Below are 24,919 nucleotides of genomic sequence, written 5' to 3' on the forward strand. Positions count from 1 at the left end.
CAGATCTCACGTTCAGACTTTGCAAGATGCCAATCGCGAATAATGCCCTGGACTTTACCCACGACTGACCTCAATCTGTTTGATGGCCAGACCTTGTATTTCAGTCACTTTAAACACAAAGCCTTCTATCTCAATGGACTCCCCTTGATACGGAAAGCGCTTGCAGTGATGAATTAGGTACCCTGCCAGTGTCTCAATCGAGTCAACGGGCATAAATTCATACTCTACAACGGACAACTGGAAGTCTTTCATCGACATATCCCCTTGCACCACCCAGCGTGACGCATCTTTTTGGCGAAATTGTGCTTCTATCGCTTCACCGTCTTTTAATGCGATAAAATTCAGGATACTGGACAATGTCACCATGCCCACCACAGTTGCAAACTCATTGATTACCACGCCAGTACTGCACGGATGGGCCTTTAGCGCATTCAAAGCGTCAGATAAACTCAGCGTATCGAGCAAAATCACAGGTCGCAGAAAAGCCTCATGCTGCGCATCAAGTAAGAGCCGGCCAGCTATCAGATTACTCAATAATTGCTTAGCCTCTACCACGGCGATCACCTGATCCAGGCTTTCATCACACAGCAAATATTGCTGAAAACTGTGGCTTTGAATTTGCTGTGCAAGCACATGTTGATCGTCATGAATATTCAGCCATTCCACTGCGTCACGGTTAATCATCGCCTGAGTGATACTGGTCTGGTCCAGGTCAAGTACATTGCCAATGATATTGTGCTCATGTGCCCCAAGTTCGCCCTGCTCGGCACTTTGGTCAACCACCGCAAACAGATCATCCCGGGTGATCAACTCATCGCGCTGAGTCGGTAACTTACATGCCCGGATTATGACATCCGCCAGCAGGTTAAATAGCCAAATCACGGGCTTAAACAGCCACACGCTTGCCAGCATCAGGCCAATAAAGCGCATGGCGATTGACTCAGGGATCACCATAGCAACCCGCTTAGGGAGCAAATCAGCAAACAACACAAACATCGCCGTGATCAACAAAAAAGACAGGACCGTGGAAACTTGCAATAGCAGCGTATGATATTGCGCCACCTCAGTGACAAACAACTGCATAATAAGCTGTGATGCCTGGTAAAGATATGGCGTAAAGACCGACTCACCGATCATGCCTGCCACAATGGCTAAGGCGTTTAATACCACCTGAACAGCAGCGAAAAACTGATGTGCGTTTGCCTGCAAATGCATCACTTTTCTGGCTCGGAGGTCACCCGTATCCAGCCTGCTTTGCAATTTCACTTTACGTGCCGCAGCCAGAGATATCTCGCATAACGCAAATACAGCGCTCATACTAATAAGCACAACAACCCATACTAGGTCCAATCACTCACCTGACGATTAACTAGAAATTTGAGCGCGATATATACGCCCAATTTGCGCTGCTGGCAATCAATAAATCGTGACTGACGCAGATAATTGACGAGCATATTTGCCCGGCGTGATCTTTAGAATGTGTTTAAACTCACGAGTCAGGTGTGCCTGGTCAGAAAAGCCGCTTAGCTGTGCCAATTGAGCCAAATCTATCAGTGGGTTATCTCTGAGTTGTTGTTGTGCATGCCGAACCCGGTAGATGCGTGCCAGATACTTAGGCGTTAATTCAGATTGCGCTTTGACTTGCCGCTCTAGCTGACGTATCCCCAGCGGCACGCCGCGATAAGCGTCTTCCAGGGGACGTAACTGCATCAGTGAACTGATGAGCTGGTAGGTATGCTGCATGGCATAACTGGGGTCGGGTGCAGCGCTCGACAAAGTTTGTAACCATTGCTTTAACGTACACAGGGTCGGTGCTTGGCTAAGTTGCTCAGCGAGCGCGCACAATCCGGGTTCAGATAACAAGGGATAAACAGCCTGCTGGAGCGCCTTCAATCTGGCTGGATACAATCGGATCCCGGCAAACTCAGCGTCCGCGCTATAAGAGAGTTGTACAGCATGCTTTGAGGGTGGCTGAATGTGAAAAGGTGCTGTCAGTTTATGCTCATCCAGTGACACCTCACCTTTGAGCACAAAGACGATCCCTTGTGCGCCATCGCAAGGTAGCCAGCGAGTGCCAGAGTGCAGGCTGCGTGCAAACCATACAGCTTGCACATACCGCTGGGATCTGCCATCCGGTTGATGGCGTTGCAACATTAGTTCGTTATTCATCTGGCTCAGGTTTAAACATTTTGACAACTCGATTCCAGGCGTTGATGGCATTAATGGCAACCGTCAGAGTCACCAGTGCATCGTCACTGAACTCCTCAGACAAAGTGCAGTATAAAGTATCATCAATCGGCTGAGCGTTTGTCAATTGTTCACACAAAGTCAGTGCCAGACGCTCTTTTGCAGTAAATCCTGACATATCTCGCCAAGCATTCAGGGCAATAATGCGCCGGGCGCTTTCGCCCTGCTCCATTGCCTGACGGCTGTGCATGGCAATGCAATAGCCGCACTGGTTTAACTGAGACGCTCTGAGTTTAACCAGTTCCCAGAGTTTCGTATCCAGTGTACGTGTGACTTCTTCATTTAATAATTGCTCTTGAGTAAACAAGTGTTGCATCAGTTTTGGGGCACATTGTAAATAACTTGCTCTTTTCATCATTTTTCCTTAAGTGTCATTCATGGCTTACAGACTACCCAGAGACACCACAACAAGATTGAAGAAAAACGACTTTCGCGCCCCAAAACGTCAGGCAATGCAATTAAAGCAAATTGTGCTGCTTAATAAATGTGACCAGTTCACCGGCAATACTCGCATGCTCCTGCGCCGTAGGATGCCAGATACAGCCTTCCAGTGGAGATACAAAAGTATTGGCATACACATCCTCAACCCCTTCATTGGCAAGCTGTTGCAACGCTGCATGTGTTGCTGGAATAATAAAGTCATAGGGGTATGCAGGACGAGGCATCACCACAATAGCAACATCCGGATAGCGGCTTCGCAGCGAATGAACAAACTCGACCATGGCTGCTTCCCAGGCCATTTTTACTTCCTCTATCGTTTGCCAGGGTTCGTGTGGCTGAGGGTCGGTACTAAAATCATTAGTCCCAAACTCCAACACAATTAACTGAGGAAAGCGCTCCTGATATGACAAATCATCCTCATATACTGCGGATATCTGATCAACATAATCTACCAGAGTGTGATGTGTTTGGTTGCCATTCCAGTTGCGGATCAAGCCCAGACCAGAATACGACACCTGAGTAAACGTGCTGTTTAATTGTTGCGCCGCAACATAAGGAAAGGCCAGCCGCGCATTACTCGAATTAACAATCTCCTGCCAGTCACATTGTCGCTTAGTCGATTCGCTGCCGAATCCCGCACTAATTGAATCTCCGATAAACAGTATGTGTGGCTGTGTTTCCCATACCCCCTCCAAAGCCCCATCGACCTCAAATTGCAACAGTTGAGTGCGTGCACCATAATGCTCCCAGCGCTTCACCACTTCGATGAGCACCCGACCTGGCTCTGCCTGTTCAAACAACACAAAGCGCTGAGCTTCACCCGTTGATGCCGTCACGATTTTTTGGTGCAACCGACCATCGACCAGTACATCAAACTGGTCACCATTACCGACTAAACTGACTGCGATGGACTTACCCACCAGCTGAGTGTGGATGGCCGTACCCGGCCAGTTAAATTCCACACTCCCTTGCTGATAGTTTTTATGTACCCGGCCCTCGTAAATAAGCGCATGGTGCGTAGCAGGCAAAACGGTAGCGAAGCAGCTAAGGCTGATGCTCAGTCCGAGCAGGATAAGTATTAAGCGACACATGGATAGTTCCTTTTTTGTTAAAAAAGTAAACCTAGTGTTTAAACAGCAACTCCTCAAGCCAGGGAAGTTGAATTTTTCTAAATCGGGTAGGCGCAGCAGATTGCCTTTCGTATCCGGTCATCATGTTCAACACGATAAATCGCTCTTGCGAGACAAACAGTAAGACAAAATCACTAACTTAAAATTTCCAACACTCTTTTATTCTGATTTAAAACGCCATATAGTTATTAAAAGTTTGCATTTAAATTAATATAATGATTAGGAAAATTCAGATTGGCGTAGCAACGTCTCTTTCCTTGCTGATACTCACAGGCTGCAGCCAGCTACCAGCCCCAACACCGTCGACAAATGCCAGTGTCGAGGCAAGCTGTCCGCTCACGGAGCTCAAACACCCAAACCTGGTCCCACTGCCAGCACAGAGCATACCTGGAAACGTGATTGCCCCGCCCGGTCAGGGTGGGCTTTGTAACGCACGCAACTATGAAGTAAGCAAAGATCTCATTATTTGGCGAGCCTGGAACAGCACCTACGAAGGGTCTAAATTCGGCAAGTGGTGGTCACTGGAGAAACCGCTCGGAGGGGTTGCGCAATACCGGGCCGAATTCAATATTTGTCCCAAGTACTCACCACTGGATATGCTGGTGCGTTGCACTTTAAAAGCAGGCACTCAGGTAGTAATCGGCCCAGGTCAAAGCGCTCAGTGTAGCAACTACTTTACTTATCCTCAGTCGGATACTAATCAGCTCTACCTGGCAAATGCCGCTGAGGTCACCCTAAATTGCACTAACTTTTACGACGAGTTCTCCTGGCATGAAGTCGCACCGGAGGCGGAGACGAATACAACACAATAACAGGAATTAACACCAACCCTATTAATGGCTTACTTCAAAGGCAGGGTTGGTATACATCCTCCAGCTCGCTTCGAAGTGCGCGGGAGGTCAACATAACGGAGCCCGGCATTGGGCTTTTCTCACTACAAAGGAAATGAGCATGAAACTCAATTTAAACAAGAAAAAAATCAAGTCGCTATCCCAAAACAATCAGCTGTCACCTCAGCAAACCCCTCAGATTGGCGGCGCAGCAACAGGCTTGCCTAACTGCCCGAATACTAACTTTTGCAATTCAATTAATGCGTGCTGGACATTTAAAGACAATCGACCGGATTGTATTATCTGGGGTTAATTGATGAGTCTCGCTGTGCTGTAAACTGTGGAACCGCCTTGCAATCTCAACTTAGATGCGGTTAGGACACTGACATACAACACATACGAGGTGTTTGCTCAAGCCGGGCAACACGCGCGGCCTGAGCAAACTTTGGTTACTCCATGGATTACTCCACGGATTACTCCTGATTAAGCGCAGCGACTACCTGCATAATATCTTTGAGATCAATCTCTCCATCTTCATTTAGGTCAAAGCGCGGATCAAATTGTGTATCGCCCGTCGTAGCCGACCATCCGGTTACAATCGTTGTCACATCATCCGCGGATAAAACACTATCGCCGCTAAAGTCAAACGGGCTGACTTCTTTTAGAACAAAAACCTGTTGTTCACTGATCACGGTTTTGTCATCACTCAGCATAATTTGCACTGATATCGATGTATCACCTGGGGCAGATACATCCCACAAGTAGCGACCCTGAGAGAATGCAACACCAGTGGCAATTTCAGTCGTCTCATCTCCCACCTGATAAACAATATCAACAGTGTCTGAATCAGCGATATGTAATCCCGACCAATTGATACTAACCTGCTGCTCAGAGCCGATGGCATTCTCCACATTGATTAACAAAACCGGCACCGCCACACCAAGCTGGTTCACCTGTTGGCTGGGCTCAGTCAGATTAACCGCATCGTCTGAAACATCAAAACGGTAAGAAGCGTGGCTATAACTGAGCTTATACAAGCCTTTAGCCAGATTAGCAAAGCTAAAGATGCCGTTGGTATCAGTTAGCTGACGCGCAATTTCGACCTGACTCAAACCAACGCCATTGGTCAACACCACTTCGACACTGGCGATCCCCATTTCACTGGCATCTGAAACCTTACCGTGCAAGGTTGCCTGGTGCGTATCAACATAGATACTGTTGGGCTCAGAAGTTGAATCATCAGCAACCGAATAAACATTGTAGTAATAGCGCGTATTGGCAAATGCACTGTCAACAAACTCCGACTCTAAACCGGTAAAGATCCTAGCGCCATCGTCTATAGAGGTGGGCAAACTGTTCACCGTTCTGGTCACCACCACTTCCTTCAGGTTACTGCCTTGCGGGTTTTGCCAACTCAGCGAAACAACAGGTCCATTCACTATGGCCTTGAGTGCAGAAACCTGCGCCACAACAAAGCTGCTTTCCTCAGCATACGTCGGAGCCTGAGCTACGCCGTTAATACTGATATTGGCATTCTCATTTTCCTGACCAACGCTCAGCTGCACAGTGGCACTGTCCTCGTCACTCTGAGTCAGTACATCTTCATAGTTAAGTACCAGTACCTTGCCATTGGTTTGTGGAATGGTGACATACACTTCAACTTCGGGATACTGAGGGTATTTCTCCACCTGAATTGAGTAAGTATCCGTTAAGGGCAAGATAAACTCGGTAACCAGCTCAGCGTTTTTCAGATAGGCTTGCATCGTGTCAGGCTCGTCCAGAATAGGCTGCAATACGACAGCACTTTGGTCGCTCACTTTATTAACACCAACAAGCCGTCCCCCTGCAATTAACACTGTAATATGCTGTGGATGTTCCAGCTCAACCACACTGACTGGTGTCTCATCCTCTGCATTCTGAACATCATTGGCACGTTCACTGGCACCCGGTTGGCCATAAATGCGCAGCTGATCTGTGACATCGGTATAAGCACCAAATTGCGCATAGCTCGACGCGCTATAGTAGTTTGTCAGTTTAAAGTCACCATGTTGATCATACTTTTCACTGTCGCTTTGTGGCGCACCGAAGAAGATGAAATGCTTCAATGTCAGCCCATTGGTAAACTCCATCATGGTATATTCACCAGGGAAGTTATTATCATGGGTAATGTACAAAGACACATCGTTATACTGGATCAAGCCAGCAGCCAGAATAGAGTGTCCGCCGCGTCTTTTCGGACGGTTAATGCTAAAGCGCAGACTGGCAATTTTGTTTTCCATAAAGTGCGGCGAATAAAACGCATTCATCGCGGATATCCCCGGGAATATGGTACGCGGGTGAGATCCTATCCAGGCACTGCCTTTAAACGCAGACTGCGACAAAAAGTAATAACCGATTTTAGACAAGCCATGAAAAGCATCCGCAGCATCCGATTTCACATCGTAACTGCCCACAGCCTTAACATAGGGCTTGGGCGACTCACTATTGCGGTTGTCCCAGTGGCTCTGGAAGGTTGATGTTAGCTGGGCACGCGTTAATGTCGCATCAATGTTAGCTCCCCAAGCTACCCCTTCGCTGGCATTGTTGTAGTTGGCAATTGCCGATGCTGCCATACCATGGCATACACCGAGAAACCGCCGGTCAAGCCTGTTCAGACCCTGGGTATAATCTTCCAGCCGGTAATAACCAATCACATCATACGCTTTGCGTTTATTTGCCGGCGCCAGGAATTGTGCAAAAGACCTTGCGACTTTGCGCATGAAGCCCAGGTAAGACAACTGGTCGGGTGTACAACGATCAAACTTCCAGCATAAGAATGAAGACAAAGAAACATCTTTTACTTCGGTAAGCATAAAGCGGTTCCAATCGCCATTTTGAAAAGAAAAGCCATCTGTAGAAACGTTAAATGCCGTGGTGTACACATTCAAATTGTTGACATCGTCAATAACTTCACACTCTTCCTCTTTACACACCGAAACCTGAGCGCCACTCAGGTTATAAGGCGCCTGAGTCAAAGCAAAATCGATGCGGAATGTCTTTTTATCCGTGCTAACATCACAGTTCTGAGCCGTGACTTTCAAACTGCTATCTTCGGCATGGAACTGATAATTACAGACATCCGCAAGCGCAGCACCGTTAAGCGCTTCCAAGTTTTTAAAATACACAGAGAATTGGTTTGCGCTAAGAGAGCCTGGTGACAAAATCACCTTATCCAGGTTAAAGGTATGGTCAAACGCGGCATCCATAAGGTTAAATGCGACATTATCAATTGCATAACCAGCATCTTCCTGAGCAATGATCTCTATCCGAAATGAGGCTATGTTTTCGTCCCGAATCGAAAAGTGCTCAATCCCAAACTGTGAGTCCAGCACTTCTCTGATCAATTGACCTTCCGGGTTAAACCACTGCAACCGGGTCGAGCTTAAGTTGTCAAAATACCCGGCATCTAAAGAAAAACTGTTTACGGTTGTCGGCTCGCCTGTTTGCGGATCAACAAAACGCCCTTCAATGGCTCCGTTGAACCTCGGGGACCCACTTAACACTGGGGTTGTTGGATTAGCACTGTCTGATGTAATAAACGGTGAATCACCGCCAAATATAATACCTCGATCAGCATACTGGTTGGTAATCGCTGTGCCATTGGGAAATTCACTGAAAGTAATCGGCGTCATACCAACAGCCGCTGCTTGTTCAACAGGGACTGAACGAGCCAGTGATTTGTCATAGTTTTCACCTGCTGTCGACCCTTCAGTGGCTAAAGCAGGTGCACTCAGTAAACTCAGTAGCGCTGTAATATATAAATATTTCATTGTAACGCCCTCACTGTTCACTGACCGAAATGCTGCAATTAACTTGCTGCGCCAGACGATTCATGCAAAGTGTTTTACTGCTTGACACTTCAGGCGTCGTGCCTGAGTCTACACTGACTTCAAATGTCAGTACTTCTGCAGAGCCTGTAAAACCACTACTATTGCCATAGGTAAGTGCACCAAAATGCAAAGACTTGCCTTCTTCTGTCGACACAGGGCCCAAAGCAACCAGAGTGCCGTCAGACACAATAAAACTGTTACTCATGGACATTGACCCTTCATTGGGTGCAACACTAAAGTCCAGTTTTAATTCATAAGCCGATATTGACTGAGTTGCACTCAGCTCTACCTTGTAGCCTTTTGTTGTAGGCGCATCGGATTGAGGTGGATCAGACTGTGGCGGATCTGATTGAGTCGGTGGAGTGTTAGTAGTACTTGCACTGGGGGAGTCAACCCCACATCCAGCCAGCGCAAGTAACAGTGACGAGCAAAAAACCAGACCTAAGGTATTTCGCGGGGCACCAGACGCGATTGAGGTTTTCATTGTTGCAGCCTTGTATACGTATGCAGACTGATATAGCACTGTACTGATACCTTGCCATATCACCATGTTCTTCAGGTGCTGTGCTCACTTTTACTGCATACTGTCCGACCTGCGCAAGCCCAATAATCAAAGTGACCTATCGTCAGCACATAGAAGTACATCCGCAAGTATAGTCGAACCTCATGGTTGTAAAGCTTACAGACAAAAAAGCCACAACCAGTGCAAATCCAGTTGTGGCTTAACTGTACTCAGATGAGTACAGACTTGGGTGTAATTTGGGTTATCTATGCGCTCTTCAGGCCGCCTCTTCAGCCAAATTTGACTGATGTCTGATCAAGTAATCAAATGCACTCAGACTGGCCGTTGCCCCGCCGCCCATCGCAATAATAATTTGCTTAAAGGGCTCAGTGGTTACATCACCTGCGGCAAATACACCGGGTATACTAGTCGCCCCCTTTGCATCAATGGCAATTTCACCAAATGGGGTCAGTGCCATGCCACTGCCTTCCAGCCATTCAGTATTGGGGATCAGACCTATTTGTACAAATATCCCGGCAAGTTCAAGCTGATGTTGCTGGTCACTTTGTCTGTCAATATAGGTCAGCCCGGTGACTTTTTGCCCATCCCCTCGCACTTCGGTCGTTTGTGCATTCGTAATAATGGTCACATTGCTCAGGCTGTATGCCTTTTTAATTAAAACGTCATCGGCTTTCAACGTGTCAGCAAACTCCAGCACAGTGACATGCTCTACCAGATTTGCCAGGTCAATGGCCGCTTCGATACCTGAATTGCCACCACCAATGACCGCAACAGATTTACCTTTGAACAGTGGCCCATCGCAATGTGGGCAATATGCAACACCACGCCCTTTATACTCCTGTTCGCCAGGCACATTCATTGTGCGCCAGCGTGCACCGGTCGCTATCACCAGAGATTTGGCCTTTAGTGTCGCCCCATTTTCCAGCGTCAGCTCAAGATTATTGCCCACAGACAAGCCACTGGCACGCTGGTTTTTCATCACGTCTACTTGATAATCGTTCACATGCTCTTCAAGCTGAGCAACCAGTTTGGGTCCCTGCGTGGCTGACACAGAAATAAAATTCTCAATACTCATTGTATCTGCGACCTGACCGCCAAAACGCTCTGCCACAACACCTGTATTAAGACCTTTACGGGCCGAATAAATGGCTGCCGCAGCACCTGCCGGTCCGCCGCCAACAACCAATACGTCGAATACCGACTTTTGGCCAAGCGCCTGAGCTTGTTGTTCACTCAGCGTGTTATCCAGCTTGGCAAGTACATCACTCAATGTGATTGCGCCCTGACTAAACAGCTCACCATTTAAAAATACACTGGGTACCGCCAACACGTTGCGCTGCGCAACTTCGTCAGGAAACAGCGCGCCGTCAATCATCGTCGCTTTAATTTTAGGGTTGTGTGCGGCCATTAAATTAAGTGCCTGCACAACTTGCGGACAAGTCTGGCAACTCAAAGATATATAAACTTCAAAATGCAGTTCGTCTTGCAGTGACTGGATCACCGCCAATTCCTGCTCAGACACTTTTGCCTTATGCCCACCACTGTGCAACAGTGCCAACACAAGGCTGGTAAACTCGTGCCCCATGGGCACCCCGGCAAACTCGATCCGAGTATCTCGCTTTGGCGAGTAAATGGTCATGCTGGGTGTGCGCTCACTACTTTGCGCCTGCACCAGTGTGATCAGATCACTAAGCGAAGCTAACTCCTGTGCCAGTGACGCCACCTCTGCTGACTTGTCACTGTCATCCAGCGCTAAAATCAGCTCAATTGGGTCGGTCAGTGCAGCAAAATGGGTTTGCAGCTGACTTTTAATTTGCTTGTCTAACATTCTGTACATCCTCGAAATTTATGCCAATAGACCATTTTCTTCGACCCCCAGGGGTGAGTTTGCTGCGGGTTAACAGGGTCGGGCCAACTCGGCCCGAACACCGTGACTGATTATAATTTGCCAACCAGGTCTAATGACGGAGCAAGGGTCTCTTCTCCTGGCTGCCATGAAGCAGGACATACTTCGCCGTCATGTGAGGCAATGTACTGAGCCGCCTGAACTTTACGGACCAGCTCTTTGGCACTGCGGCCAATACCCAGGTCATGGGTTTCAACCACTTTAATTTCGCCTTCCGGGTTAATGACGAAAGTACCGCGTAACGCCAGTCCCTCTTCCTCGATCATCACACCGAAGTTGCGGGTAATTTTGCCTGTCGGGTCGCCTATCATTGGGAATTGGATTTTCTTGATGGTCTCTGACGCGTCATGCCAGGCTTTGTGCGTAAAGTGTGTATCTGTTGACACGGAATAAACCTCAACGCCCATCTCTTGTAATTGTGCATAATGGTCCGCCAAGTCACCAAGCTCGGTAGGACATACAAAGGTGAAATCGGCCGGGTAGAAAAAGACAATAGACCATTTGCCAAGCAGGTCTTTTTCACTCACATCAACAAACTCACCATGGTGAAAAGCGGTTGCGTTAAAAGGTTGGATCTGGGTGTTAATCAAAGAGGTAGTCATGTTTTTTTCTCTCTCAGTTTTTAGGTTAAAGGGTCACAGGTCTGATGCTGTATCAGCCATGTTGTCTCTGTGTGATTACTAAGATAGGGGGGATTTAAATATTATTAAAATGGATTGTTCGGATTACTGTAATCCAAAAAATTGATGAAACTTTGGCAAAGTTTATGCGTATATCAGATATAATTAAAACATTAGTCAGAACAAACTTTTAAGAGACTTGGATGCACCCATACTTTAACCACATTATGCTAGCCTACATTGGCTTTATTCCTTTTCTACTCTGTGTCGCACTCACATTAATGGTTGGCAGCTCAACGGCCGTTATCGACGCGTTTAGCTACTACAGCCTGGGCGTTTTGGCCTTTTTGGCTGGCAGCTTATGGCGTCCGGGGGAGCAGTCACAGCAACGTGCCGTAGTCGCCATACTCGTGATCGTCCCTTTCCCATTGCTTGCCGTCGCGTCTCAGGTTGTGGTGTTAAGCTACCTGTCAGTGGCTTATTGGTTGGTGTTGATTTTTGAACGCAGCGCTCCGGCCTGGCAGGAGACACATCAGGATTATCAAAAAATGCGCTTCACGCTAACTTCTGTTGTCTTTGTCAGCCATTTATTCATGGTCGCACAGGCAGTTGAATTTGCCGGGTAAACTCACAGTGCTACAGCCCGTTTAAAACCTGCTATAACTAAAGGGGATACGGAGGGTTGCGCATGCGTCAAAAATTACTACTGGCCCTGATCTGGCTTGCAACGGCTTGTGTCATCATTTTACTCTACGGCAATCATGCCTCTTTTGGGGCAACGGTAGAAGAGCTGATATGGTTTGCCATTTCATTAACTGTGCTGGTGTTCAGCCTGCCTCACCTGCAACATAAGCTGCTTTTATATGCCTGGGGGATCTACTGTATTGGCCTGTTACTGGATCTCCTTGATGATTTGATGACCATTGAGCTTATCCCCGTCAACACCTTTGACACATCGTTAAAGCATCTGGGCTTTCTGCTGGTGTGCTACGGCATGCATACTATTATTAAGCAAAAACGCGAAACCATCTGTGCACTCAACCACGAAATTGAAGAGCGCCAAAAGCTGGAACAAAAGTTAAAGTTTGATGCAACACACGACGAATTGACCGGACTGGGAAATCGACGTGCCTGCTTTGAGCAATTTGAGCGTTTGTGTAGCTCCAGTGCTTACCTGTATTACTTCGATCTGGATAACTTTAAGCAAGCCAATGATAAATATGGTCACAATATTGGCGATAAAATACTAAAAAAAGTGTCTGAAGCGATGACCCGAGAATTCACAGCAGATGCCTGCTTTCGGATAGGTGGCGATGAGTTCGTGGCCTTTACCAGTGAGACAGTATTAAAAGAAGATGCCCTGCGGGCGCAGTTGGTAGAGGAGGTCTTTGAATATGGGGTTGGGGTGAGCATAGGCAGAACTGCGGCCGACCCAGCTGAAGACCCGGATGTATTACTCCACAAGGCCGATATCGGTATGTATGAGAACAAAGCTAATAAAAGTATCCGCACCTCCGTCAGATAACACAGATAAATACTTAGTATTAACTATGTAGTTTTCGGTGTTCTAACTATATCCAGCTCCGGCTGTTTTTACTTATTTTTTATGTAGCTCATTGTTTATTTACATAAATCTAGCACTTTAGTGGCTTGACTGTTATGCTGCTGGCAGTTTTGATAGTCGAGGGAACCTCAGTGTTAAAGAATCTTTTTGCCAATACCAGTCAACAATCGGAAATCCAACAGTTGAAAGCAGAATTGGCCGCACAACGACAGGCATATGAGCAACTGGAGGCAGAAAAACAAGCAATGCAAAATGAGCTTGTTGAAGCACAACAGCAATTAAACGACAACACGGACAATCAGCTTTTACAATGTGCACTTTCCGGGCTTGGTCAGATCCACGAAGTACGTGACGCCGTGCTACGCAGCCTGCATCAGATAGAAGAAGAGAGCAGCTCTATTTCTCAGGTCAGTGCCTCGTTTGAAACCTCTGAGTCGTCACTGGAAAAAATCCTCTCGGGCATGTCCAGCCTGTCGACCAACATGGCCAGCATGACCGACAATATTTCTGGCCTGTCGCATATGGCAGATAACATTAATACTTTTGTCACCACGATTTCAAAAATCTCTGATCAAACTAACCTTCTCGCGCTCAATGCCGCTATCGAAGCAGCCCGTGCCGGTGAAGCTGGCCGAGGTTTTAGTGTGGTTGCTGATGAGGTTCGGGCGCTGGCAAACAATACCAACGAATCAGCAAACGAAGTATCAGATCTGGTAAAGAAAATCATTGATACAACTCAGCTTACTGTCGATGGGGTGAATGTCATCCAAAACTCCAACAACGATTTATCTTCAAGTATTGCCCACCTCAACGATGAGTACGGTAATATTGTCAGTTGCTGCGGCTCTATGAAGCAAACCATTGTCTCAGCATCGCTGCAAACTTTTGTACAAACAGCAAAGCTCGATCATGTTGTATGGAAAGGTGAAGTATACGGCGTCATTGCAGGCAATAGTAACAAGCAAATCACAGAGTTTGCCGATCACACAAGCTGTCGTCTGGGTAAGTGGCTCAGTGGTGAAGCAGGCAAAGTGATGAATAAATCGGGATTACTCAATCGTATTGACGGCCCACATAGAGAGGTCCATCGTGCCGGTGTCGAAGCAATGACTCTGTTTGTTGCCGGTGAAAAGCAAAAAGCCATCGGCGAACTTAATCGCATGGAACAGGCGAGTCGTGACGTGCTCAGATTATTAGATGAAGTAACACACTAGTTTTATCTCTGGCGACTCAGATCTGAGTCGCCAGGTTTATCCCCCACCTTGCATCTGCTATCATCGCGCCTTTGTTATTTTCCTGGGTAGTATTGTTATGTTAATAGATGCAAATTGGCGCATTTTGACCGTTGGCGATGGTGATCTAAGCTTTTCTTTATCACTGAGCAGGCAGTTAAAACCCGGTAATTTATGTGCCAGTATCTATGACGATGAAACCACCCTAAGAAACAAATACCAGCTTCATGCTTTGGACCATTTGCGCGATTCAAATGTGCCTGTGCTGAGCGAATTTGACGTCAATAATCCAAGCTGCTGGGAAGCCTTACAAGGAAAGCTGTTTGATGCTGTGATTTTCCAGTTTCCTTTAATCCCAGCATTTACCAGCAAACAGGCATTTGATGCTCAGCCACTATCGACAAACACACTGAATCGACGTTTGTTACGTAACTTTATCGATTTCAGCCACCGCTTTGCGCTTGACCCGGCAGGCCCAATGCTCGCATTGATCACCTCGAAAGATGTCAAACCTTATTGTGAATGGAATCTAGAGGACTCGCTATGTAACGGGTTGGACTACCATTATCTGGGCCAGAGTGAATTCAATATAGATGCATTCGAGGGCTATCGGATCCGCAATGTAGACAGAGATAAACATGTTAAAGATACCAGCGGCATCACTTATTACTGGTCGACAAAATCTCACGCAGTTTTGCGCGAGTCGCTTTATCTGCCGCCCTACCTAACACAAAATCATTGTGCTCTGTGCCGTGCAGGACCCTTTTTGAGCGAGCAAGATAAACTCGCGCATTTGGGGTCAAAAAAGCATGCAATGATGCTCAGGCATGAGAATGACTGGCTCACCTACCTCAATGCACGCTAAGCACAACAGCTTTGTTGGCGCGCAGGCCTGTCTCCCATCAAGTCTAGCCTGGCCAGCTCCATCTCAATACTAGCGGGTTCTCCAAGCAAAGTACGCTGTAAAACTTGCTGCATCCAGCCTGGTAACTCTGAATTCAATGCATAGTACACCCACTGACTTTGCTTTCGTATAGTCAGAATACCCGCTTTTCTGAGTTGTGCCAGGTGCCTGGACACCTTAGGCTGACTGGGCTCATCCAGTGCCACCATCAACTCACAGACACACAGCTCCTGCTCCTGCAAAATCAGCAGCAGCGTTTTCAGCCTTAACTCGTCACTCATAGCTTTATAAAAAGCCATTGGGGTAATGGGCTCGATTTGTTGCGGCTCAGCCAACAGATTACGCACTTTACAATTTAACTCATATAAAGCCTTACGATATGGGTTAAAAGACGCATCAACGTCCTCTAAAGCAAGTTGCCAGAACAGTGTTTGCGGTGTTTGTTTTCCTTCCTGTTCAGAGCATGCCCCCTGAGTAAGGTGAAGCATAATATCGCACTCTTCCTCATTAACGTCGTTTTGACTGAAGCTCAGGTTTCTGCTCAGTCCAAACTCGGATAGCGCTTGTTTTGCCCCAAAACTGATCTGTTGCGTGGTCATCGTATTACCCAGCAAGACATCTGGATTATGATGCTTTAACAAAGCACCAACTAACCAAATCAGGTCTGGATTTTCACCTTTCAAATAGATACTTTTCACTGCACGGCTCTCCTATATACGAATACGATTATATAATGAAACTGAGGGACAGTTAATATCCGGACACAAAAATACGAGGCTCTTAAAGTAAAACGAATACACCATTTATAAGAAAAAAATACAATTTGATAATTATTTTTAAATTAAAGTCACCTCGAATTATTCAAAATCGGAAATTACGGAATAATGTATACAAAACTATTGAGCAGTACCATTTTGATAAGTAGACTGGCGGCCTTTATTTATAGCGAGATTTCTCGATGCATGTTTTAAACAAAAGCTTTCTGTATGCCATCGCGTGCTTGTTACTGGCTATGGTTACCATTCAGTCTGGTGCTTCAATTGCCAAACAGCTATTTCCTCATGTCGGGCCAGAGGGCACGACGGCTTATCGCTTGGGATTTTCGGCACTGATATTATGTTTGGTCTTTCGGCCCTGGCGGCATTTGCCCAAAAACTGGCGTCCAGTGATTTTATATGGACTAAGCCTGGGTATTATGAATCTGACATTTTATTATGCGATAGAACGCATCCCGCTTGGCATTGGTGTCGCACTGGAGTTTACCGGACCACTTGCGGTGGCATTATTCTCATCCCGACGTAAACGAGATTACCTCTGGGTAGCACTGGCGCTTGCAGGCATATTGCTGTTACTGCCGCAGATGGGCGAAGTAGATGGCCTGGACCCGATCGGCGTATTGCTTGCACTCACCGCCGGCGCGTGTTGGGCAGGTTATATTCTGTTTGGCAAGAAAAGTGGTGGTCACGGGAGTGGCGGTGCGACAGTCGCAATCGGTATGAGTGTTGCGGCATTTGCCGTTGTTCCCGTTGGGGTCGTATCACAGGGAACGGCATTGCTTGATTGGTCTTTGATCCCTCTTGGTATTGCGATTGGATTATTATCAAGTGCCTTGCCCTATAGCCTTGAAATGGTTGCGTTAAAGAAAATGCCAGCCCAGGGCTTTAGTATTATGATGAGTATGGAGCCGGCCATCGCAGCGCTGGCTGGCTTAGTGATCTTAGGAGAACTACTAAGTACCTGGCAGTGGCTGGCGATCTTTATGGTGATCGCCGCTTCATTAGGTAGCTCGTTGTCCGCCAAACAATAGAATTACATCGGCCAGGGCGTGACAGACTCGGGCGCCAGCTCAAATCGCAACGCCTCTGGCACCTGGTTGATTTCTTCAATCAACGGCAATGGATCAAAATGGCGTTGCAGCCAACTTTGCTGCTCCCACAACATGTGTAACACATCCTGTCGGTTTGTGTAGTCATGATCTGTCTCTGGCAACAACACCAGGCGCGCGCGTTTACCCAAGTCATTCAATGCGCTGAATAAGCGCTCGCTTTGCACTGCAAAGCGCCCAGGCTGGCGGTCCTGGTAGCCATGGACTAAAAGCAACGACGCTTTAATTTTGTCCGCATATGTCATAGGTGATGCTGTCAGATAAGCTTGAGGATCTCGCCAAAAGGTGCCAATTTGTTGCTCATAGGCAAAAGGGGCCAGCGTAAAGTTGTAAGTACCACTGCGCGCTAAACCGGTAACAAATAAATCTGTATGGGCAAGCAAATCAACGACCACAGTTGCACCGGCCCCCTGCCCGCCAATTGCTACCTTACTAACATCTGCAATGCCCTGTTGTGCTAATACCGCAACTGCGGCTTGAGCCGTAGACTGCCACTGCTTCCGTAACTGAGCCGCATTGCCCTGCTCGTCAGGTAAAGTGAACCCGTCTATTTCAAATACCGCATAACCTTGCGAAAGGTGGGGCAAAGGGCCAAGAGGATCCAGAGGCACAAAGTAATGAGGGGAGCTAAATGCTGGTTGTGTCTTTTCTGGCGATTTTACCCACATCAAGACAGGTACCCGACCCAGACTGGGATCATAGTTTGCGCTCAAATAGAGCGTACCTGTTATTTGTGTGCCATCCCCACGATCAAAGCTCAGCACCTCACGGGACAAACCGCGTAACGCAGGGTACGGATGTCTGAAATGTGTGATCTGCTCCTGAGAATTAAATGTCCGATCATGCACAAAGTAATTTGGCTGGTCTTGCTTAGACTGCCTCAACGTGATGAAGCGCATGCCTTCATCATCCAGTAACGCCACAAACTGCTCAAAATAAGGCGCCTCAGATTGCCAGATCCGGGTACGCGTATTGGCTCTGGCATCAAACCGGTCAAGAAAGGGTAACTCCTCGCTCTGCACCTTTTCTGTTCCCTGAATAAACAAATATCTGCTGCCCACAACTTTCAGAACCGGGGCACCCAAATCGTTGCGGGTCATCAGCCACTGCTCAGACTGCGCATCAGCGACTTTATATCTCGCGACCTCCAGGGGATTGCGTTGCGGTGCCAATGGATTGATCACAGAAGTCCGCCAGAAACGCTCGCTTTCTGCCTGAGTGAGTAAGGCAATATTAGAATCGCCCCAGTTCAGAGACACCAGAGGCTCCTGAAGCGCCATAAACAATCGAGGGGCGCGCTTAAATGGCGACGAGATATGGTACAGGCCATACGCGTTCTCAGCATCACCTTCTTGCGCCCAGACAACAGTTGCTCCCTTGTCTGCACGCCACTGGAAATGGCTACGCATTGGAACAGCCGGAGGTGTTGAAATAGCCGCCAGCACATTTTGTTCTTCACTTAAAGATTCGGGTGGCATTACTGGTCGATACAGTTCATATAACGCGAATCCAGTCATCCCCCAAACCTGCCAGACACTCGGGTGATTCGCCAGCGTGCGCTGTAGCGGCTGTGATTGCTGTGGCGCTTCGAGTAAGGACATGGCCACCAGCAGATTAGTCGCATCAGGTGAGGGTGTAAAATGGTGGAAATAAGCCGGGCCGCCAATGGCGACGGACCGACCTTGCAACGGCACCTTAATTAGCTGTCCCTGTGCATAATGCGCAAAAGCTTCTGTAGAGAGGCTTTTTGTAGTGTCAGTCACAACACTAAGTGCACCATGTGATTGCGCAACAACCGGTCCGCTCAGCCGAGATTGAAGAGCTGCTTGTTGCCGTTCTCCGGTGTGGTTAACGGCACTATTGACCACCAGCCCGGAGCTGTCAGGCAGCCAATGATAAGGGACTTCCGTGGTTACGCCATTAAGTGGAAAACGAGACACAGCGCGTAGTTCTCGCTGCTTGATGTCATAGACCCATAAACGGCCATCCTGCTTGGTGCGCAAGATAAAGGCCAGATAGCGACCATCTGCACTCCACCGTGGAGCAAATACTTCACCAGGTGGCAAGTTTTCTACTTTTACTTCGGCACCCGTCGCAACATGTTTAAAGCTCAGGCCTGAATAGGTCACCACGCCCAGCCGCATAAAGGTAGTGGGATCGAAGTGTAAATTGCCGTAACGCAGACCTGCTTCATCTGGCCGTTGCACGCTTGTTTGCTTGGTTAATAGCGCCATCCAGACATGTTGCTCATTGAGCAGCACCTCTGGCGTTGGCGGCACACCTACCAGTTGCGCAATTTCTTCTCTTGGCACCTGATAACCTTCCGATGCCGCCAGCGCAGTATTAACCCACAAACAACAAGCTAAAAAAAACAGCAAAGCCGGGCTCTTTTTCACCACTTTTCTACCCTTGAATTCTTATCTCAACCTCTCATGATATAACGAAATTACCTAAATGTGCACTAGTTTAATAGCAATCCACGCAATTCACAGGTCAACCCGGAGCACAAAAATTTTCGTCGCTAAAACAACAAAATATCTGATACTTAGTTGTTCTGAATGAGAATTTTATAATACCGTTAGCGACCAATTAAAGCCTTCAGATTGGTTATGCACTAATGTTAGTGGTATAACGTGCATCTAGGCGCGAAGTTACGGTAAACTAAGCGTTCGTCAACCGTTTGAGCAGCTATTCAGGCCATTATGAACAACAATAAAAAGCCAGACAAAGTAACCATCTTCGATGTTGCCAGAGAAGCGCAAGTATCTAAATCGACCGTTTCCCTAGTCCTTACCCATTCCGACAAAGTCAGCGACAAGAGCCGGGAAAAGGTACTCGCTGCCATAGAAAAATTAGGCTACGTCTATAACCGTGATGCCGCAGCACTGCGTAGTAAGCGCTCCAACCTGGTCGCATTGGTGATCAACGACCTGACTAACCCTTATTCCGCACAGCTGGCGGTGGGTCTTGAAAAGCACATTTATGCACTGGGTATGGTGCCTATGCTGGTGAATACCAGTGAAGATTTGACGCGTCAGCAACAGGTCGTCAATACGCTCAAAGAATACAATGTCAGCGCGTTTGTCATGGTGCCGGCACCGGGCACAACTATGGAGTGGGTCAATAAACTCGTCGATTCTGGTTTCCCTGTTATCAATATTATGCGGGAGATCCCTTACAGTAACGCCCCCTGTATTCTGCCCGATAATCAAAAAGGCACACACCTGGCCACCATGCATTTACTCGAACAGGGGATTCAGCGCCTGGCCTTTGTCGGCGGTACACCCGAGATTTCGGATTACCATGAACGCTTAGCTGGCTTTCGCAGCGCACTCACACTACGCAAAGTCCCCGAACCCATGCCTGAAATTACCGCTCAGACCAACCGCCAGGGAGGTCGCGAAGCGTTTAATACTCTGTATTCGCAATCCCCGGATACTCAGGCTATCGTCTGTTTTAGTGACGTCATTGCTTATGGTGTAATGGAAGCAATGCGAGAGCACGGGCTCACGCCAGGCAAAGATATCAAAGTAGTTGGTTTTGATGATTTGGCCGATTCCAGATTAATGAAACCCGCTTTGTCATCCGTGCGAATTGATGCAGATGACATCGGTAAACGCACCTGCCAGGCACTGGCAGAAATTATGAATAAATCGCAACCTGCGGTACGGACCCTGGTGGATGTATCGCTGCAACTCAGAGAATCTTCCATTTAAATGACACAAGTTTTAGTAATAGGTTATGTCTGGCCGGAGCCGAACTCGTCGGCCGCCGGCAGTCATATGATGTCCTTACTGCGCTTTTTCCGCGCGCAGAACTGGCAAGTTGAATTTGCCAGCCCGGCCCAGCAAACAGAGCATATGGCGGATTTAAGTCAGGAACAGATCACCTGTACCCCCATCGCTCTCAATTGCAGTAGTTTTGACGACTATATCGCGCAACTTAAGCCTGATATCGTGATGTTTGACCGTTTTATGATGGAAGAACAGTTTGGCTGGCGGGTCGATAAATTTGCACCCGATGCGCTTAAAATCCTCGACACCGAGGACCTGCAATGTCTTCGCAACGCACGCCATGCGGCACATCGCACTCAGCAAGATTTCACCCTGAATAGCCTGCTCGACAGCGAGCTGGCTAAACGGGAGATCGCCGCAATTTTGCGTTGCGATTTATCACTGATCATTTCTGATTTTGAACACCAGTTGCTCACTACTCAGTTTGGCGTATCCGCCGACCTATTACATCACTTACCATTTATGGTTGACCTGAGTGCACTTGATAATACAGTGCCAGACTTTCAAACCCGCAAGCACTTTATGACCATAGGTAATTTTCGCCACGCCCCAAACTGGGATGCGGTACTTTACCTGCAGCAAATTTGGCCGATGATCCGCAAACAACTGCCAGATGCAGAGCTACACATTTATGGCTCCTACCCGCCACCCAAGGCAACTGCATTACACAATCCTAAAACCGGCTTTTTGATCAAAGGGTGGGCAAAAGATGCACTGAGTGTAATGGCACAAAGTAAAGTGTGCCTTGCTCCACTGCGCTTTGGGGCCGGAATCAAAGGTAAATTGCTCGAAGCAATGATCACACAAACACCTTGCGTGACCACAGAAATTGGCGCAGAGGGCATGCATGGCGACCTGCCCTGGCACGGTGCGATAAGCAACTGCCCACAAACCTTTGCTGCCGAGGCGGTGGCCTTATACCAGGATGAAACACGCTATCAGCAGGCGCAACAAAACGGGCTGGCCCTGCTACAGGCGCGTTATGATAAGCGACCTTTAGAGTCTCAACTAAAACAAAAGATTACCAATCTACTGACCAATTTGGGCCCACACAGGCAGGCAAACTTCACCGGCAGTATGCTGCGACACCACACACTTCGCAGTACCCAATATATGTCCCAATGGATTGAAGCAAAAAATGCAAATAAAATGCGTTGAATTTACGTGAGAAGTGGTTAGAATTCGCGGCAACTTAGGTTATTGCCTAAACTGGGTAGGGAGGCGAAACAAGCTGTTAGCTTCCTTACTCACTAAGTCGCTGTCGATTTTTACTTATTATTAGGTTACACGCCGTTGAACTCAGCCACCTTTACACAAAAACGTAAGTTTATTGTTAAATTAGGCAAAATGCTTCATCAATACGGAACCCCGGCTTATCGCCTGGAAGCCCACCTGATGGAAGTTGCCACCCACCTGGGGCTTAAGTCGTCCTTTGTTATGTCTCCAACGTCCGTCACTTTTGTGATCTGGACTGAAGGACACGAGGATGAGTACACCCATGTTGCCCGCGTAGAGCCCGGTGACCACAACCTTGGCTCACTGGCCGACACAGATGATGTCGTAAATCGAATGCTGGCAGGCGAACTCAGTGTCGAGCAAGCAGATCAGAATCTGGATGCCATAACTCAGGCAAAAGATCCCTATGGACGGCTACTTACGGGTATCGCGTTTGCAGTGTCAGGAGGTGCCTTTGCAATGCTAATGGGCACCAGCTGGAATGATGTGCTTTGGTCTGCGGTGTTGTCGATTCTGGTCTTTATCTTCGTCCTCTGGTCAACTCGCTCAAAGCGCGTTACGCACATGCTGGAGCCTGTGGTGGCAATCGCTTCTGCGCTGGCTGCCTGTGCGATTTCGTCGTACCTGGATCCTATGGTTAATATCCGACTGGTCGTACTTTCGGCGATAATCGTATTTATACCTGGTCTGGCACTGGCACTTGGCTTTGCAGAACTGTCCGCACGCCACTTAGTATCGGGGACAGCTCGGGTCATGGACGCCATTATGTTGCTGTTTAAACTGTACTTTGGTGCGTTTTTAGGCATCAGTATTGGCTTCTTCCTATTTGGACAAAGCGATTATGTGCAGCCCGATCCGCTCCCGAAATGGACAGCCTGGATGGCAATATTGCTATTGTGTAGCAGCCTGATTGTGATTTTCCGCACTAAGCTGAAACACGCCAGCTGGTCAATTGCGTCAGGTTTTATTGCCTATGCAGCCAGCATAGGCTCCGCAATCTACCTCGACTATTCACTGGGGACTTTTGTCGGCGCATTTGCCGTAGGCGTGTTCAGTAATGTGTTTAACCGCACCGTCAACGCGCCCGCCTCGATTGTCGCGATGCAGGGACTGATAGTGTTGGTACCCGGATCAAAAACCTATATTGGTTTAAACTCGCTAATTGAAGGACAGAGCTTTGTCGCAGCCGACCACATCGGCCAGCAGACCTTTTTGATCTTCATGTCTTTGATTGCCGGCCTTATCTTTGCCAACGTGGCACTGCCACCGAAGAAAAGCCTGTAAATCGTTTGGCAACACCTAAGCAGTCGGGGTGTTGCCAAATGGTTTCTTTGCCTGTAGATGCGGCCGTTCACTCAATCTCCCCTTTGCTTCAAACGCAATTTGGGTGACAATCAAAGTCACACTCTGGTGCAAAGGAGCTCACCATGAACGACAACACAGAACAAAAACTGGCAGTCTATCGGCTGGTGCTCGATTACATCAAAGTCTTTTTGTGGCCCGCTATCTTGATCCTCGCCTTTGCTGTCTATGGCGATAAGTTATTCAAAATAATAGAGCAACGAGAGATAGATGCGTTTGGATTAAAGCTGGGTAAACAAATTGAAGATATCAGCAGCAACTACGAGGCACAGATAGCACAGCTCAAAAAAGACATTCAGGCCAGCCAGGAGCCAGCAACATTACTCAAAAAAGTAGATGGTATTCAGGTTAACCTGACCAAGCAACTGTCTAACGTAAAACAGAGCGTATTACTGACAGAGACGCAGTCTGTACCGAACAGAAAAGCACAGGTCGACCAATATGAACGGGCTGGATTTAACGCTATCCTGGCACGGGATATTTCCGAGGCACTCTCTCAATTTAGCGCAGCACAGGCCATTTGGCCCGATTATCATAATGTGTCAGAAATAAAGCGCTTACTCAGCAAACAGAAAAATCAATTACATGATAGCCAAAGCACCGCCTGGCAAGCTGTGTTTGATACGATCTTGATGCAGTACTCTTGGGGAATGCCGGATGATATCAGAGCGCAATTCAGGCAAGTCGCAACAAAATAGTCATGCCAACTTGCTTAATTAAGGGCTCTATTTTGAGGCCAGAAAGCGCCATGCTTGCTCCTTCCAATTGAACAGGTATTAAGCGAAGTTGGTATCACGCTAGAGCCAGCGCCGGGTTGTGGCCAGAAAGTCTCTGTATGCTTGTCCATAACGATTAAGTAAGAAGCGCTCTTCTGGTTTGATTTGAAAACGAGTTATATAACCAATGAAACTCAGTGCTGCAAGCGTCCCCACTGGCGCAGCGAGATACCAGTTAAATGCCAATAGTAAGCACAGGAAGCCCACATACATGGGGTTTCTGGTAATGCGATATATGCCGCTGGTCACCAGGGTAGAGGCTTTACTTATATGTACCGGATCAACGCTGGTTTTGTGGCGGCGAAATGCAATCACGCCAGCCAGTGCGACTCCCACGCCAACAAAACTCAGTAGAAAAGCACCACACAGCCTTATCGTCTCACTCAACTCCACAACACCGAATAGCTGTACCAGCCCCCAACTAAGGATCAAATGCAACAAGAGTACGACTAAAGGCGGGATCCGGGTATCTAACGGGTGAATCCTGATATCTGACATACTCGTCTCGTACTCCTTATCAGCAAAATGTGTCACTTGATTGATATACCGCAATTATTTATCCCATAAAGCAGACAGTTAATCGCAAACACTGGTTTTCAG

General features: G+C 47.7%; 22 protein-coding genes. 11 read left to right on the forward strand and 11 right to left on the reverse strand.

The features are described 5' to 3' along the window. Positions 1-54 precede the first annotated feature (54 nt). From MHN31_RS01355 to MHN31_RS01370, 4 genes are all read right to left on the reverse strand, one after another. Complete coding sequence (locus MHN31_RS01355; RefSeq protein WP_239443245.1) at positions 55-1,350, reverse strand: hemolysin family protein; 1,296 nt, start codon at positions 1,348-1,350, stop codon at positions 55-57. Between the two features lie 66 nt (positions 1,351-1,416). Further along, positions 1,417-2,169, reverse strand: a complete 753-nt coding sequence (locus MHN31_RS01360) for a helix-turn-helix domain-containing protein (RefSeq protein WP_239443246.1) — start codon at positions 2,167-2,169, stop codon at positions 1,417-1,419. Next, a complete protein-coding gene (locus tag MHN31_RS01365; protein WP_239443247.1) occupies positions 2,162-2,602 on the reverse strand; it encodes a carboxymuconolactone decarboxylase family protein in 441 nt (146 codons plus the stop codon). The genes MHN31_RS01360 and MHN31_RS01365 overlap by 8 nt, the downstream gene beginning before the upstream one ends. 103 nt (positions 2,603-2,705) lie before the next feature. Then, entirely contained in the window at positions 2,706-3,779 is a 1,074-nt protein-coding gene (locus MHN31_RS01370) for an SGNH/GDSL hydrolase family protein (protein ID WP_138538012.1), read from the reverse strand. Between the two features lie 254 nt (positions 3,780-4,033). On the opposite strand from MHN31_RS01370, the gene MHN31_RS01375 reads away from it, so the two are divergent. Beyond that, positions 4,034-4,630 (forward strand): hypothetical protein, encoded by a 597-nt coding sequence (locus tag MHN31_RS01375; protein ID WP_239443248.1) that lies wholly within the window; start codon positions 4,034-4,036, stop codon positions 4,628-4,630. Positions 4,631-4,769: 139 nt separating this feature from the next. Next, a complete protein-coding gene (locus tag MHN31_RS01380) occupies positions 4,770-4,961 on the forward strand; it encodes a hypothetical protein (protein ID WP_125557374.1) in 192 nt (63 codons plus the stop codon). A gap of 160 nt (positions 4,962-5,121) precedes the next feature. Here the strand turns inward: MHN31_RS01380 and MHN31_RS01385 are convergent, their stop codons facing one another. The 4 genes from MHN31_RS01385 to ahpC form a co-directional block, all read right to left on the reverse strand. Beyond that, the gene (locus tag MHN31_RS01385; RefSeq protein ID WP_239443249.1) at positions 5,122-8,457 is read right to left on the reverse strand and encodes a carboxypeptidase-like regulatory domain-containing protein; all 3,336 of its coding nucleotides are present in this window, start codon (positions 8,455-8,457) and stop codon (positions 5,122-5,124) included. Between the two features lie 10 nt (positions 8,458-8,467). Beyond that, a complete protein-coding gene (locus MHN31_RS01390) occupies positions 8,468-9,001 on the reverse strand; it encodes a hypothetical protein (protein WP_125557378.1) in 534 nt (177 codons plus the stop codon). A gap of 295 nt (positions 9,002-9,296) precedes the next feature. Beyond that, complete coding sequence (gene ahpF, locus MHN31_RS01395) at positions 9,297-10,868, reverse strand: alkyl hydroperoxide reductase subunit F (protein WP_239443250.1); 1,572 nt, start codon at positions 10,866-10,868, stop codon at positions 9,297-9,299. A gap of 110 nt (positions 10,869-10,978) precedes the next feature. After that, complete coding sequence (gene ahpC, locus MHN31_RS01400; protein ID WP_010380696.1) at positions 10,979-11,548, reverse strand: alkyl hydroperoxide reductase subunit C; 570 nt, start codon at positions 11,546-11,548, stop codon at positions 10,979-10,981. A gap of 221 nt (positions 11,549-11,769) precedes the next feature. Between ahpC and MHN31_RS01405 the strand changes: the two genes are divergently transcribed. The 4 genes from MHN31_RS01405 to MHN31_RS01425 all read left to right on the forward strand — a co-directional run bounded on the left by MHN31_RS01405 (position 11,770) and on the right by MHN31_RS01425 (position 15,227). After that, positions 11,770-12,192 carry a DUF3429 family protein gene (locus tag MHN31_RS01405; RefSeq protein ID WP_239443251.1) on the forward strand — a complete coding sequence of 141 codons (423 nt, stop codon included), beginning with the start codon at positions 11,770-11,772 and terminating at the stop codon, positions 12,190-12,192. 62 nt (positions 12,193-12,254) lie between these two features. Then, positions 12,255-13,091, forward strand: coding sequence for a GGDEF domain-containing protein (locus MHN31_RS01410; RefSeq protein ID WP_125557384.1), 837 nt, complete (start codon positions 12,255-12,257; stop codon positions 13,089-13,091). A 170-nt stretch (positions 13,092-13,261) separates the two neighbouring features. Continuing rightward, positions 13,262-14,344 (forward strand): methyl-accepting chemotaxis protein, encoded by a 1,083-nt coding sequence (locus MHN31_RS24140; RefSeq protein WP_040645652.1) that lies wholly within the window; start codon positions 13,262-13,264, stop codon positions 14,342-14,344. Between the two features lie 97 nt (positions 14,345-14,441). After that, the gene (locus MHN31_RS01425; protein ID WP_239443252.1) at positions 14,442-15,227 is read left to right on the forward strand and encodes a class I SAM-dependent methyltransferase; all 786 of its coding nucleotides are present in this window, start codon (positions 14,442-14,444) and stop codon (positions 15,225-15,227) included. On the opposite strand, the gene MHN31_RS01430 is transcribed toward MHN31_RS01425, so the two are convergent. Beyond that, positions 15,224-15,964 carry a metalloregulator ArsR/SmtB family transcription factor gene (locus MHN31_RS01430; RefSeq protein WP_230090687.1) on the reverse strand — a complete coding sequence of 247 codons (741 nt, stop codon included), beginning with the start codon at positions 15,962-15,964 and terminating at the stop codon, positions 15,224-15,226. The genes MHN31_RS01425 and MHN31_RS01430 overlap by 4 nt on opposite strands. A 260-nt stretch (positions 15,965-16,224) precedes the next feature. On the opposite strand from MHN31_RS01430, the gene MHN31_RS01435 reads away from it, so the two are divergent. After that, entirely contained in the window at positions 16,225-17,073 is an 849-nt protein-coding gene (locus tag MHN31_RS01435; protein WP_125557388.1) for a DMT family transporter, read from the forward strand. 2 nt (positions 17,074-17,075) lie between these two features. On the opposite strand, the gene MHN31_RS01440 is transcribed toward MHN31_RS01435, so the two are convergent. Beyond that, positions 17,076-19,529, reverse strand: a complete 2,454-nt coding sequence (locus MHN31_RS01440; RefSeq protein WP_239443253.1) for a prolyl oligopeptidase family serine peptidase — start codon at positions 19,527-19,529, stop codon at positions 17,076-17,078. 324 nt (positions 19,530-19,853) lie between these two features. Here MHN31_RS01440 and MHN31_RS01445 point away from each other — a divergent pair, with 324 nt between their 5' ends. The 4 genes from MHN31_RS01445 to MHN31_RS01460 all read left to right on the forward strand — a co-directional run bounded on the left by MHN31_RS01445 (position 19,854) and on the right by MHN31_RS01460 (position 24,241). Continuing rightward, positions 19,854-20,867, forward strand: coding sequence for a LacI family DNA-binding transcriptional regulator (locus tag MHN31_RS01445; RefSeq protein WP_125557392.1), 1,014 nt, complete (start codon positions 19,854-19,856; stop codon positions 20,865-20,867). Further along, entirely contained in the window at positions 20,868-22,103 is a 1,236-nt protein-coding gene (locus MHN31_RS01450; RefSeq protein WP_239443254.1) for a glycosyltransferase, read from the forward strand. Between the two features lie 135 nt (positions 22,104-22,238). Continuing rightward, positions 22,239-23,465 carry a threonine/serine exporter family protein gene (locus tag MHN31_RS01455; RefSeq protein ID WP_125557397.1) on the forward strand — a complete coding sequence of 409 codons (1,227 nt, stop codon included), beginning with the start codon at positions 22,239-22,241 and terminating at the stop codon, positions 23,463-23,465. Between the two features lie 143 nt (positions 23,466-23,608). Next, complete coding sequence (locus tag MHN31_RS01460; protein ID WP_239443255.1) at positions 23,609-24,241, forward strand: hypothetical protein; 633 nt, start codon at positions 23,609-23,611, stop codon at positions 24,239-24,241. Positions 24,242-24,340: 99 nt separating this feature from the next. Here the strand turns inward: MHN31_RS01460 and MHN31_RS01465 are convergent, their stop codons facing one another. After that, positions 24,341-24,817, reverse strand: coding sequence for an isoprenylcysteine carboxylmethyltransferase family protein (locus tag MHN31_RS01465; protein ID WP_239443256.1), 477 nt, complete (start codon positions 24,815-24,817; stop codon positions 24,341-24,343). Positions 24,818-24,919: the final 102 nt, after the last annotated feature.

The sequence above is a fragment of the Pseudoalteromonas sp. McH1-42 genome (genome assembly GCF_022347845.1).
Taxonomy (GTDB): Bacteria; Pseudomonadota; Gammaproteobacteria; order Enterobacterales; family Alteromonadaceae; genus Pseudoalteromonas; species Pseudoalteromonas rubra_D.

Bases quoted from the DNA above. Each gene is read 5' to 3' on its own strand.
- MHN31_RS01360 (WP_239443246.1), bottom strand. From the start codon at position 2,169: ATGAATAACGAACTAATGTTGCAACGCCATCAACCGGATGGCAGATCC.
- MHN31_RS01365 (WP_239443247.1), bottom strand. From the start codon at position 2,602: ATGAAAAGAGCAAGTTATTTACAATGTGCCCCAAAACTGATGCAACAC.
- MHN31_RS01370 (WP_138538012.1), bottom strand. From the start codon at position 3,779: ATGTGTCGCTTAATACTTATCCTGCTCGGACTGAGCATCAGCCTTAGC.
- MHN31_RS01375 (WP_239443248.1), top strand. From the start codon at position 4,034: ATGATTAGGAAAATTCAGATTGGCGTAGCAACGTCTCTTTCCTTGCTG.
- MHN31_RS01380 (WP_125557374.1), top strand. From the start codon at position 4,770: ATGAAACTCAATTTAAACAAGAAAAAAATCAAGTCGCTATCCCAAAAC.
- MHN31_RS01385 (WP_239443249.1), bottom strand. From the start codon at position 8,457: ATGAAATATTTATATATTACAGCGCTACTGAGTTTACTGAGTGCACCT.
- MHN31_RS01390 (WP_125557378.1), bottom strand. From the start codon at position 9,001: ATGAAAACCTCAATCGCGTCTGGTGCCCCGCGAAATACCTTAGGTCTG.
- ahpF (WP_239443250.1), bottom strand. From the start codon at position 10,868: ATGTTAGACAAGCAAATTAAAAGTCAGCTGCAAACCCATTTTGCTGCA.
- ahpC (WP_010380696.1), bottom strand. From the start codon at position 11,548: ATGACTACCTCTTTGATTAACACCCAGATCCAACCTTTTAACGCAACC.
- MHN31_RS01405 (WP_239443251.1), top strand. From the start codon at position 11,770: ATGCACCCATACTTTAACCACATTATGCTAGCCTACATTGGCTTTATT.
- MHN31_RS01410 (WP_125557384.1), top strand. From the start codon at position 12,255: ATGCGTCAAAAATTACTACTGGCCCTGATCTGGCTTGCAACGGCTTGT.
- MHN31_RS01425 (WP_239443252.1), top strand. From the start codon at position 14,442: ATGTTAATAGATGCAAATTGGCGCATTTTGACCGTTGGCGATGGTGAT.
- MHN31_RS01435 (WP_125557388.1), top strand. From the start codon at position 16,225: ATGCATGTTTTAAACAAAAGCTTTCTGTATGCCATCGCGTGCTTGTTA.
- MHN31_RS01445 (WP_125557392.1), top strand. From the start codon at position 19,854: ATGAACAACAATAAAAAGCCAGACAAAGTAACCATCTTCGATGTTGCC.
- MHN31_RS01450 (WP_239443254.1), top strand. From the start codon at position 20,868: ATGACACAAGTTTTAGTAATAGGTTATGTCTGGCCGGAGCCGAACTCG.
- MHN31_RS01460 (WP_239443255.1), top strand. From the start codon at position 23,609: ATGAACGACAACACAGAACAAAAACTGGCAGTCTATCGGCTGGTGCTC.
- MHN31_RS01465 (WP_239443256.1), bottom strand. From the start codon at position 24,817: ATGTCAGATATCAGGATTCACCCGTTAGATACCCGGATCCCGCCTTTA.